Origin of the sequence: Pseudoalteromonas sp. ESRF-bin5 (assembly GCF_002632075.1) — a bacterium.
In the GTDB taxonomy this organism is placed as follows: domain Bacteria; phylum Pseudomonadota; class Gammaproteobacteria; order Enterobacterales; family Alteromonadaceae; genus Pseudoalteromonas; species Pseudoalteromonas marina.
The window spans coordinates 1-12,117 of record NZ_NTLW01000199.1 but is presented as its reverse complement, the minus strand read 5'-3'; the positions used below and the strand labels follow the sequence as shown (position 1 = coordinate 12,117).

Sequence of the window (12,117 nt, the reverse complement as noted above, 5' to 3'; positions counted from 1 at the left end):
ATTAATGATTTGGCTGTGATGCTTTCATTATCCATAGCCTTTGCCGTTGCAAAAGCACAGCCTACACTTATAGTTAAAACATCACTTACTTTAGAGCCTTTGTGAGTTAATTTAAGCGCATTTACATTTTTTCGTAATTGTTGAGATATTAGTTCAAATTGCTCAAACGAAAGCTGGTTAAACAGCATTATAAATTCCTCACCTCCATAGCGTGCTGCTATACCATTATTTGATTTGGCGGTTTCTTTTAAAACACAGCATAGTGCTTGTAAGGCACTATCTCCTTCTTGATGACCATAAAAGTCGTTGTACAACTTAAAGTAATCAACATCAATTAGCATTAATCCCAACGTTGTTTTTTGATTGTGGGCATCATGCCACTGTAATGTGTAAATTTCTTCAAAGGCACGTCGGTTATAAATTTGCGTTAACTCGTCTATTTTACTTATTTTTTCAAGTTGTTCGTTTTGTTTTTTGACCTCTTTTATTAAGGAATTAAAACCATTTATAAGTACACGCATTTCTAAAAACTGATTTTTAAAATGAAGCGGTTGAAGGTCATTTTTAAGTAACATTAAATTGATTGCCGATGCACCATTAATTAATGGTGTAATAAAAAAACGATTAACAACAAAAAAACCTATTAAAGAGGCTACAAAAAACATTATTAAAATAATAATTAAATACAAGTCAAATAACACAGGCAACCTTTGATGGTGATGCTCAATATTCATTGTCAGTAATGGGTTACCATTTATGTCTAGCAATATTCTTTGTCGCTCAGTGGCTATTCCCTCATTTTGGATTCCACCATTTAAAACAAGTAAATTTTGTGTTGCGCTATCGTCATTTATTATTGAGTAGCTAAGTTTTACTTGCGCTACTTCTGCCATCATAGCAACTTGTGATTTCCTTACTTTTTTAATAAAAACAATACTACCAACAGGCTCTCCTGTTTTATTTGTTCGTTGAATTACGTGCGATGCAAACATAACAGGGCCATGCTCTGTTCTTAAAAAACCGAAGTGTTCTGACGTATTTTTTTTATAAGGTAGGATAGTACGGTTAGGTAAATGAGTATTTAGATCAAATTCTGGCAGCTCAAAGGATTGCTCCTGAATGTAATCAAAAGTATGCCCATAAACTTGTTTAAAGTTCATGTCGTAAATAAATACACCATCTATTTTGAGTGATTTAAAGGTATCGTCCACATAATTTGACTCAATATAGTCTTTATCAAAGCTCGTCATGAAATCGTAAGAGTCATCCCACACCGCATAATCGTAATTTAGGGTTTTTAAGAAAACAAACTCTCTGTTTAATGCAATTTCTAGGCTTAATAACTCTCTATTTTGGTAGTCTTTAATGTTTTCATTTATAGTTGGTAACGTAAAAAAGTATCGATAGCTAACCAATAAGCTAGTCACAAAGCACATTAAAATTAAAGTACCTATTATTACAAAAAATCTTAATGTCATTATTAGGCCCTAGGGTGTGAAGTAGCTTAATTCATTTTATAAATAGCGCTTATCTATAGTTTTTTAAATGTGCTTGGGTTTCTTCTGCGCCAATATAATTAGTTTAACGATGATTCCGGCATTAATGTTATTGGCATGGTACAGCGCATTAGCGTACCTTCGCCAAGCTCACTTTCTACCTCAATTGAACCATTATGCTCTTTTAGCACGTTATAAACGATGGCCATTCCCATCCCCGTTCCCTTCCCTACTGGTTTTGTTGTATAGAAAGGTTCAAAAATATGGCTTTTAGTTTGCTCGTCCATTCCACAGCCATTATCTGCAATTTCAATATAAATATTTTTTTCGTCTGAAAATAACTTGATGACTATTCGACCTTGCTTGCCATCAACTAAATCACACGCATACTTTGCATTTAGCAATATATTTACAAACACTTGGTTAATTGCCGATAAATTACAATAACTCAATGGCAGCTCTTCATAATCACATTCCACCTGACAACTTTTTAGCTGATTGGCGAGTAACTTAATGGCACCATTTAATGACTCAGTAATATCAGCCATAGCCAATAAGTTATTTTTCGGTCTGGCAAAGTTAAGCAAATTATTTACTATGGCAGCGATACGTTGAAGTCCCTCATGAGTGTCGCCGAGCAGTTCATCTAAATCTTCTAAAATAAAATCTATATTCGTTTCTTGGTCGAGCTTAACCAATTGTGCTTCAAGCTCTGAAGCCGAGATAGACTTATCTATGAACTGCTTAGATATCTGCATTAATGAATGAAGTGTTGGTTTAAAGTACTTAATGCTTTCTACATTACTCATTACATAAGCAAGCGGGTTATTTATTTCATGTGCTACGCCTGCCGATAACGTACCGAGTGTTGCCATTTTATCGGTTTGCATTATGGTTACCTGCTGGCTTTTTAGCATGCTCAGCTTTTCTTTTAACTCTTGATTAGTGCAAAATAACTTACGTGTTTTATCTTCAAGTAAAACTTCTAACTGATCTCTTGCCGCTTTTTCACGCAAATACGCTTTTTTGTAGTTATAGTCGTCTTCAGCCATTTAAAGCCTCATACTTCACTTCAATAACGCACTTGTCGCAGCCGTCATGCATACATTCAACATGGTTTAAAGAAACATCAATACCGTAGTGCGAAGCCGCACCATAAATAAGCCCTTCTGCGCACATACATAACTGCCTTTTAGAACGGTAATGCATTAAAATAAATCCATCTTCAATCAGTTTAGACTCTATTTCTGGTAGGTTTGGTTCATGGTATAGCTTAGCGACTTCAACATGAATGACCTTATCAATCCCCATTATTAACTCTGCAAAACTATTAAAGCCTTTCGCAACCGTTGGGTGGCTTCTGTTTAAGTGGCCAAACAAATACTCACCAAATGCTTTTAATACTTCGGGCATAGTCATCGATAGGGCTGTCGCTACATCCTGGGCTAAACCAATTATCTCTTCATCTGGGTAACTTTGCGCAGAAATATACACACGGCCATCAGGGGCGTTTTTTTCAAGTAACTCATCCCATGCCGCCATACCGCACTTTTCAATAACCAGTGCCTCTAAGCCTCTAAAAATTATGCCTTTCATGTTTTATCCTTATTTACTTAACCACCATTGCTCTATGTCGGGAAATAGCGCTAAGTCATCTATAAAATCAAACTCTTCAAGATTAAAGTTAAACGCATTATTGCAAAACACATGTTCAACAATCATGTGAATCACGGTTAATGATATGCTTTTTTTTGAGGGTAATTCATCAATCAATTGCGCATCGACTATTTTTTGTTCAAACCCCCAAAGTGCCAGTAAATAAGCACTTAACAAAAACTTAGGTACAACTTCGTTATCTAAGTCGCCATGAGGATCACTCGTTATAATTAACTCACCTATTACACTTAATAACCCTACAGCACATGCGAGTAATTGAGTTTGGCGATCTTGCTTTATATATTTTGCTAACGATTGCGATAACTCTGCTTTTTTATAGCCTTTGTCTATTAAGTGATTAATTGCTTTTTGTTTATTTTTACTAAGTAACTGATGAGATAACTCTGAAAAAACCACGATTGCTCTAAGGTTTATTAAGCCAATCCTTACAATCGCTTCTTTAACACTCGAGGTAGTACTATCAAACCCCATAAAAGCCGAATTAGCAATTTGTAAAACCTTACCAGCCAGTAAAGGGTCGTGCCTAACATCTTTTTCTAAAATAGAAATATTAGGCTCGCTTTTATTGAGTTCATTGAGTAGGTTTTGCGTTACCTCACCTAAAAACGGAAGCTCAGAGAGTTGCCCTAAAATAATGCGATGCTCACCGCTAATAGGAAGTGTTTTTAAAACAATAGCACTATTTATTACGCTCTCTAAATGTGACTGAGCAAAAGGCTTAACTAGGTGAAAATGGATTACATTATTTAATTGTAGCTGGTAATTCCCACTCATATCACCTGTTAATAAACACCTTAGCGCAGATGGACAGAGCTCTTTAGCTTGTTCTAAAACGTTTTTCCCCGTGGGAAGTTGCATCATCGAATCACAAAAAATAATATCAGGTAAGGCGTTGTTATTTATTTGCTGTTCAAATTGAGTAGCAACTTGAACTGTGCACACATGAGCACTGGGGCATAAACGGTTAAGCGTGCGTATTAACGCACGTAACAGCAGTTCGTCGTCATCAATAATAAGAATATTGATTTTTAAATCATGCATCTACTACACCTAAAGCTATAACGTACTAGTTTATAATTAAAGCGTAGTATATTTTTATCAATACCCCTACTTTCAAAGACGCTAATTAATAAAAAGTAAATGCATGGTTTTATTCATGATATTTACGGATCATCGCCACTTTACCGTTTTCAACTTCTATTACTTCCATCATTACTGATGTGTACTCGATTGGCTGCTTACTTTGCGGATGAATGCCCTTAGCGTGGTTTTTATAACGAATCGCAAAACCGCTATCGTTAAATATAAAAGTATTGAGTAGCTCACTTTCATAGTGGGTGTGCGCGCCTAAGTAAAAACTCATGCCCTTACGCATTAGTTTTTTACCCTCTGCTGTGCGAGAGTCATCTACTTGATACGGTATGTGCTGACTGCCAACATCGTCCGTTAATAAGCTAAGGTAGGCTTCAAGCTCTTTTTCACTTGCGTTAGGCGCTTGCGTTGCGGTCATGGCGCTTGCGTTGCGGTCATGGCGCTGTAGTAATGCTGTGCAAATTTGTTTAAGTCCAGTGCCTCTTCAGCATCAACCAAAAAGGTACTTACTAATAGCAAACCAAATGTAAATAGTCGTTTCATCACTTCTTCCTTGTAGTTAAAAGTATTGATTTATTTATAGGTACACTATATTCACATGCTCAAAAATAAAACAAATATTTTTAAGTTAATAAACCTACATTTTGCTTTTTACTCTATTGGTTGCCGCGCTGTTGGCTGGGTCGTCGGGCCAAAAATGTTTAGGGTAACGACCCTTCATTTCTTTTTGTACATCGCGATAACTACTAGCCCAAAAGTGCGCTAGATCTTGCGTAAGTTGTAAAGAACGCTTACCTGGCGAGAGTAATTCCATAAGCAGTGGCAGCTTGCCATTTGCAAGCATTGGCGTACTTGTTAAGCCATACACTTCTTGCATGCGCACGCTAAGTTTTGCGGGACCATCTAACTGGTAATTAATTTTTATATTTGAGCCACTCGGTACCGTTAACCTAAGCGGTAACAATGTTTTTAGGGCTGTTTGCTGTGTCCAGTCAAAACAATTTTGCAGTGCTTCAAAGTAGTTAAACTTTTTAAGCTGCTCCAGCGTTTTTATATCCTGTAAATATACGCCTAACCAATCATCAGCTGTTTTGATAAGTTGCTGCTCGCTTATTGCCGGGAACGTATCAGGCATAAACTGACTGGCTAAACTCATGCGTATTAATAATTGCTGCGCGTCGGGTTGTTCATTAAATAATGCAAAACCATGCTTGGTAAATAAATTAAGCCACGCTTTAGCGCGCTCGGTTTTATCAAGCTTTTGCTTACTTGGTTGGCTTGTAAGCGTAATAGCGCCGAGCTTTACTTCGTCTTGATGAATAAAGCGCGCGGTTTTTTCATCAAACTCACAGCGGGTAAGCGAAGTAAACAAATGCGGTAAGTAACCTTGTAGCTCAAATGGGCTAAGTGCGGTGGCTGCAAAAATACGCGTGCCTTTATGGCCGCCCATGCTTGCAATAGCAAGGTAGTCATCGTTATGCCAGTAATCGGTGTTTAAATCAGCGCCCGCACCATTGGCAAGTAAGTAGCCATTACCGCGTTTTTTTGCAATGCGATCGGGGTAAGCTAATGCCACCAGCAAACCTAAATACTCGGTGTTTAGCTCACTGTTACTGTCGGTTACTTTTAAACGGCTTTGCCAGTATTTTAACTGCTGTTTAAATACTGGGTGTGGCCTTTGCTGTTGGCTATGTAGCGCCAAGCTTAGCTCGTTGGCACTGTTTATTCGGCTCTCAAGCAGCGCCACTAAATAAAGTGCTAAACGGTAAATACCAGGGAGTTCTGTCTCAAGCGCCTGCGCTTTTAAAAGCATATGCGCTAAGCGAATATCCGCCCCAAAACCCAGCATGTTACTGCCCAATTTGGTTAGCTTGCCTTTGCCGTCGATGGCTTCAAGCATAGTTAGTAAGCTCATTGCTTGTGTGCATTGCTGCGTTGTTGGCGTATCAAGCAAGGTGAGTTCGCTAATATTTGCGCCCCACTGCTTTGCTTCAAGCATGAGTTGGCTTATGTCTGATGTGAGTATTTCGGGGTTGTCGTGACTGTTACGTCGCTCAAAGGTTTGCTTTGAGCCAAGCCTGTACACCACACCTGGTTCTATTCGCCCCGCACGCCCTGCTCGCTGCACGGCAGAGGAGCGCGATATACTTTGTGTTGTAAGCTCCGTTACGCCTGTTTTTAAGTTATAACTGGCCGCGCGGCGTTTACCGCTATCAATAACAATGCGAATGCCCTCAATGGTTAAGCTGGTTTCGGCTACATTGGTGGTAAGCACAACTTTGCGCATGCCCTCAGGCGCAGGGGCAATCGCCGCTTGCTGATTGGCTTTATCTTGCTCGCCAAATAACGTGGCAACTAGGCAGTTACTTGGCAAGTCATTAAGGGCCTGTTGTACGCGTGATATTTCAAATTGCCCAGGTAAAAATACTAATGCACTGCCGCTTTGCTCGTTTAGTGCTTGTTTTATTAAAGGTGCAATAGCATCAAGCCAGCGGCTTTCATCTTTTATTGGTATATATACTTCGTCTATGGGGTAGCTTCGCCCGCTTGATTGTATAACTGGGCAATCAAAAAATTGCGTATAGCGCTCTGTATCAAGGGTGGCCGACATAAGTAGTATGGTTAAATCGTCGCGCAGCGCACTTTGGGTTTCTAAAGCAAAGGCCAGTGAGGTATCGGCTGCAATTGAGCGTTCATGAAACTCATCAAAAATCAGTAAATCAATATCGCTAAGTTCTGGATCGTTTTGTAGCATGCGAGTAAGCATGCCCTCGGTGACTATTTCAAGGCGCGTGTTGCTACTTACTTTACTCTCGCCACGTACACGAAGGCCAACGCTTTGCCCAACATTTTCGTTTTGGCACTGCGCTAAGTAATTGGCAATATTGCGTGCAGCTAAGCGGCGCGGCTCCAGCATTACAATACGTTTATAATGGCCGTCGCGCATAAGCTGTAGCGGCAACCAGGTTGATTTACCCGCACCAGGCGGTGCTTGTAATAACATTATAGGGTTACTTTGTAATGTAGTTACGAGTTGTTGATATATGTTTTGAACCGGCAGCACTGCTATTTACCCAAAATTGCTTTGCACGCATTGTAACAAAAAATAATCGTGCGACGGCGATTCATATTATTAGTATTTGATGACTATAGGCGTAAAGCACTATCAAATTAAATAGTAACTAACTTTCATCGACTCTCTCAATGAATGAAAATTTTAGCTTACTAATTTTAAAATCTCTTAAAGTAACATCTCAAAAAAGAGGGCTGCCAGCTCATGTCTCCCAGATACGTCTGCTTTTTTATAAATAGCAGATGATTGATTACTTATAGTTTTTTCTGACTTTTTTCTAATGCTAGCAATTTCTGATGTTGATAATCCTTTTATCAACAATAGTGCAATTTCTTTTTCAGTCGCCGTTAATCCCCACTTTTGGAACTGCATTTTAATTTCATTAAAAAATACGACTTTTGAATTTTCTAATTGCTGATTAAGCAGCCTAATATTTTCTTTCGAAACCGTTAACTGTGCCAAATTTAACTTTTCATTGGTACTACGCCTGTGAATATCAATCATCAAATAAACGAACAAGGCTAGCGATAACACAATTAACATGATCTCTTGCCAAATATGCACAGGTTCCACATTGCTTAAAATATCTATTGATAAATCAATCAATTTAAAAATAACGATCAAAATTAATGTAAAAGAAATCAGTTTGTCTTTATGCATTTTCACCCAGCCATTAAAAAAGCCACAATAATGTGGCTTAGTTATTATAGTACATCTAATTACTCTAGCTCAGCCTCAGAGGCAAGTATGTATTGATTACCGACCCATTGACCTTCAATTTCGATAATACTGCCAACAGTTAATGCCGCCATAAAGGTTGTTAAATTTACATCTCGGTCATTAAGCTCTAATTCTGCATTTGCAGAGAGTCGTACTTCATAGCCATTAATCATAAAGCTGTTTGCAGTCAAAAGCTCAGTGACTGTTCCTTCAAATTCAACATAGCCACCGATATGGTCGCCATTGTCGCCGTCATCACCGTCATCACCGTCATCACCGTCATCACCGTCATCACCGTCATCACCGTCATCACCGTCATCACCGTCATCACCGTCATCATTCTCAAGTTCAACTTTACCAAGTACAAACACATTATTTGCATCGTATTGACCTTCAATTTCAACACGATCACCCACAACAAGCTGTGCTAAAAATGTTTCTAACGAAACCAATACATCATTAATAATGTATTTTGCATTGGCATCTAGCTGTATTTCAGCGCCGTTAACTGTGATTGAATTGCTTAAAATAGCAGTTACCTGCCCTTTCATTTCCCATTCTTGGTTATATTCGTCTTGATCTTCTTTTTCTATTTTTAAAACACTTAAAAGCGGCGACGTGTTCAAATAAGCTATCTCAACGTAATCGTTAATATTTAAAGAATCAAAATTAAAGTATTGCTCGTCATCGTCTTCATATCGGCTAAATTCGTTAATTGCATATACCACACCATTAACAGTAATCGTTTTATTAACAGAATCTATATCTTCAATAATGCCTTTTACTTTTCCGTCTGACGAGTAGTCTGGGCGTTTTAGTTCAACCGAAGTGACTTGATTGTTATTAATGTAAACCTCAACAAACATACCCACGGTTAAATCATTAAGTAATGTGCCTTCAACGTCAATATTATCAGCAAAGTCAAACACTTGACCATTAACTCCCATAGACGTTGCGCTGATTTGCGTAATTAACCCCTCGATTTCGTATCGTAGTACGCTATCGTCATCAACATCTAATGACTCTTCAACTGTTCTGGCATCAACCTCTGTTGCCACCATAACATCGCCAAGTAAATTACCCTCTACTTTTACGTAGGTATCGTTTGTCAATAAGCCATCAAGTACGGCTGAGCTGTAGTCAATCACTACATTGTTAATAGTAAACTGTAATGCGGCTTCATCTAAATTCGACACAATGCCTGCCGTGTATTCATGATCGTCATTATTTACATCCGTATCGGCCTCAATGTACGATGCTAAAAAAGTACCATCTGCTTGCGGGTAACCACTTATTTCAACCCTTTGACCCACACTAATGAGCGCCTCTGACGTATCAATAAAGTGAGTTAGGTCGTTATAATAGACAACCGTATTAGCTATCAGTAGTTGGCCTGTGCTGCGGTCAATACTTTGTATAGTGCCTTCAATTTCGGTATCGTATTCAACATCTTGGGCAATCCATTCGCCTGAATCATTTTCTTGTGCTGAAAAACTAATTTTCATACCAACACTAAGCGCGCTTAATTGAGTGCTTAAACCATTTTTCATTATGTTACTTGTGTCTGTATTGTACTTAACACCATCAACATAAATACTGCCAAAGCCCGTGATCACACCTTGGGTTACAACAAGCTTAGGTGAAACAGACTCAACCGATGAATTAACAGCATCGAGTATTGGCTGCTCTTTTTGCTCAGAACCACCACACGCGGTTAATATGGTAAGCGCACTAAAAGTGAATATATGTTTATTCATTTTGTTCATACTAATAATCCTAGAGGTTAATTGTATATACTTCATACATACTGCATAGATACTTCAAGTAGAACTATTGACCTATATAAGCCATTAGTAAATAGGTAATTATACCTACCCCTCCTAACATTATGTTTTTAAAAATAAAATCAGATAAAATATTTAATAGTAAAATTAAGAAATAATTACAGACTGCTATGTATAATTTTTAATAAAAACTCAACACCAAAAACAATACTACCTAACATAAAAATATAACCAACTAATAATAAGAACAATAAATTCATTATTATCTCTTGGTACAAGGCTTGCTACTTTATAACTGACAGTCAATTCACTAACCTAAAGTAAGGATAAACTTATGAACAGCGATCGTATGAAAGGTAATTGGAACGAACTTAAAGGTAAGGCGCAACAAAAATGGGGCGATCTTACTGACGACGATTTAGACAAAATTGAAGGTAGCCGTACAGAGCTAGTGGGTAAAATTCAGCAGCAGTATGGTAAATCTAAAGAAGAAGCAGAGCGCGAAGTAGATGAGTTTGAAAAAACTCACTAATCGCTAACTTCTAAAAAAACCGCCATTTGGCGGTTTTTTTGTTTAACGGCTAAAAAAGGACGTTATTTACGCTTTTAATTGGTTACCTATAGGCAGTTGCCTAATGCGTTTACCACAGGCAGCAAAAATAGCATTACACAATGCAGGGGCGTAAACCGGCGTTGCGGGCTCGCCTACACCAGCTGGTGGCGCATCGCTTTGTATTATTTCTACTTCTACCTCTAAAGGTGAATCGCTCATACGCGGTACGCGGTAATCATGAAAATTACTTTGCTGTACGCGACCTTTATCAAAGGTAATACCGTCGCTAATAGCAGTGGTAATACCGTAAATAGAACCACCTTGCGTTTGGTTTTTAACGGTATCGGTGTTTACTACCGTACCCGCATCAATAGCCACCCACGATTTAATCACGTTTAAATCACCAGCGTCCGATACCTCTACCTCAACCACTGTTGCCACATACGTTAAAAAGCTACGGTGTGCTGCAATACCTAACCCGCGACCTTTTGGCAGCTTTCGGCCCCATTTACTTATCTCAGCCACTTTTTCAATAACATGGCGTAATTTACCAATATCTAATGGGTAAACGTCTTTATCGGCGCCATAGTTATCGTACGAGGCATTTTGCTCGGTTACATCTAAAATGCGATCAGGGCCTATGGTTTCAAGTAAATAGTCTTTTTGGTCGCGCCCTGCTTTGTGCGCCGCTTCAGCAATAAATGACTGAATAGCAAAAGCATGAAAAATATTTGTGACCGAGCGCATCCAGCCTATTCGGGCTTTTGCTGGTGCTTCACCTCGTTCCAATTTCATATTGGGTGCTAAAATTGGATTATCAGTAAAACCTAGGTCTAGCTCAAAGCCACCAGGTGCAGATGCCCCTTCTTGAAAGGTAGACATAATTGGCGAAAACGCCGTGCGATGCAAGTAAGCCTCAATATTACCTTTTTCATTGAGTGACGCTTCAATATGTTGAGCCGATACCGCATGATAAAAACTGTGCTGAATATCATCCTCTCGCGTCCATTGAACGCGAATAGGTTTACCAGTTTTCATTGAAATGTAGGCGGCCTCTGCTGAAAAATCAGGTTTTGATTTACGCCCAAATCCGCCACCTAACATGGTGACATGCACGTTAATTTTACTCTCGTCCATACCCAGTAATGCAGCCACAGTTTTCATATCGGCTTGCGGGTTTTGCGTTGCAGCCCAAATATCTACACTGTCTTTATTGTACATTGCCGTGGCGCAAGGTGGCTCCATAGGTGCTTGATTTAAGTGCGGCGCGTAATAGTCGGCAACTAATTTATTGCTCGATTTAGCCAATACGCTGGTGGTATCGCCTTTTTCGCGCACATGCGCTTGCGGCTCATTCACTGTTTGCAGTAACGACTTTTTAAAGCTCTCTGAATTATAATCGCCATTTTTACCATCATCCCACACCACGTTTAGTGCTTTACGCGCCTGCCATGCAGCCCAGGTATTTTTAGCAACAATAGCAATGCCGCCTTTTGGCTGAAATTGAGGCGCGCCTTTTGGTACAGGCATTTCAATAACATCAACTACGCCATTAATTGCTTTAGCGGCGCTGGCATCAAACGATTTAACCACACCACCTACTACCGGCGGGCGCTCAATAATAGCCACCAGCGCTTTTGGCTCGCGAACATCAGCAGCAAATGTGGCTTTACCGGTTACTAAATCGGTTAAATCTATGTGCGCCATACCGGTATTTATATA

General features: G+C 39.0%; 11 protein-coding genes. 1 reads left to right on the top strand and 10 read right to left on the bottom strand.

What is annotated here, in order from left to right:
• The 9 genes from BCG07_RS12135 to BCG07_RS12100 form a co-directional block, all read right to left on the bottom strand.
• Positions 1 to 1,478, bottom strand: a 1,478-nt coding sequence (locus BCG07_RS12135) for a diguanylate cyclase domain-containing protein (protein WP_286890328.1), incomplete at its 3' end; no start/stop codon positions are given.
• 98 nt (positions 1,479 to 1,576) lie between these two features.
• Positions 1,577 to 2,548 (bottom strand): sensor histidine kinase, encoded by a 972-nt coding sequence (locus BCG07_RS12130; RefSeq protein WP_286890326.1) that lies wholly within the window; start codon positions 2,546 to 2,548, stop codon positions 1,577 to 1,579.
• Positions 2,541 to 3,092: a heme NO-binding domain-containing protein gene (locus tag BCG07_RS12125; RefSeq protein WP_006791471.1), complete on the bottom strand. Its 552-nt coding sequence runs from the start codon at positions 3,090 to 3,092 to the stop codon at positions 2,541 to 2,543. The genes BCG07_RS12130 and BCG07_RS12125 overlap by 8 nt, the downstream gene beginning before the upstream one ends.
• Positions 3,093 to 3,101: 9 nt before the next feature.
• The gene (locus tag BCG07_RS12120) at positions 3,102 to 4,214 is read right to left on the bottom strand and encodes an HDOD domain-containing protein (RefSeq protein ID WP_243531369.1); all 1,113 of its coding nucleotides are present in this window, start codon (positions 4,212 to 4,214) and stop codon (positions 3,102 to 3,104) included.
• A 109-nt stretch (positions 4,215 to 4,323) separates the two neighbouring features.
• Positions 4,324 to 4,683 (bottom strand): nuclear transport factor 2-like protein, encoded by a 360-nt coding sequence (locus tag BCG07_RS12115; RefSeq protein WP_502694071.1) that lies wholly within the window; start codon positions 4,681 to 4,683, stop codon positions 4,324 to 4,326.
• Positions 4,680 to 4,808 (bottom strand): hypothetical protein, encoded by a 129-nt coding sequence (locus BCG07_RS19950; protein ID WP_502694070.1) that lies wholly within the window; start codon positions 4,806 to 4,808, stop codon positions 4,680 to 4,682. The genes BCG07_RS12115 and BCG07_RS19950 overlap by 4 nt, the downstream gene beginning before the upstream one ends.
• A 94-nt stretch (positions 4,809 to 4,902) precedes the next feature.
• Positions 4,903 to 7,329, bottom strand: coding sequence for an ATP-dependent helicase HrpB (gene hrpB, locus BCG07_RS12110; RefSeq protein ID WP_243531371.1), 2,427 nt, complete (start codon positions 7,327 to 7,329; stop codon positions 4,903 to 4,905).
• 177 nt (positions 7,330 to 7,506) lie between these two features.
• Complete coding sequence (locus BCG07_RS12105; RefSeq protein WP_008132348.1) at positions 7,507 to 7,998, bottom strand: helix-turn-helix transcriptional regulator; 492 nt, start codon at positions 7,996 to 7,998, stop codon at positions 7,507 to 7,509.
• 59 nt (positions 7,999 to 8,057) lie between these two features.
• Entirely contained in the window at positions 8,058 to 9,824 is a 1,767-nt protein-coding gene (locus BCG07_RS12100) for a DUF5666 domain-containing protein (protein WP_286890322.1), read from the bottom strand.
• 352 nt (positions 9,825 to 10,176) lie between these two features.
• On the opposite strand from BCG07_RS12100, the gene BCG07_RS12095 reads away from it, so the two are divergent.
• The gene (locus tag BCG07_RS12095; RefSeq protein WP_002958133.1) at positions 10,177 to 10,374 is read left to right on the top strand and encodes a CsbD family protein; all 198 of its coding nucleotides are present in this window, start codon (positions 10,177 to 10,179) and stop codon (positions 10,372 to 10,374) included.
• 66 nt (positions 10,375 to 10,440) lie between these two features.
• Here the strand turns inward: BCG07_RS12095 and BCG07_RS12090 are convergent.
• Positions 10,441 to 12,117, bottom strand: a 1,677-nt coding sequence (locus tag BCG07_RS12090; protein WP_286890321.1) for a xanthine dehydrogenase family protein molybdopterin-binding subunit, incomplete at its 5' end; no start/stop codon positions are given.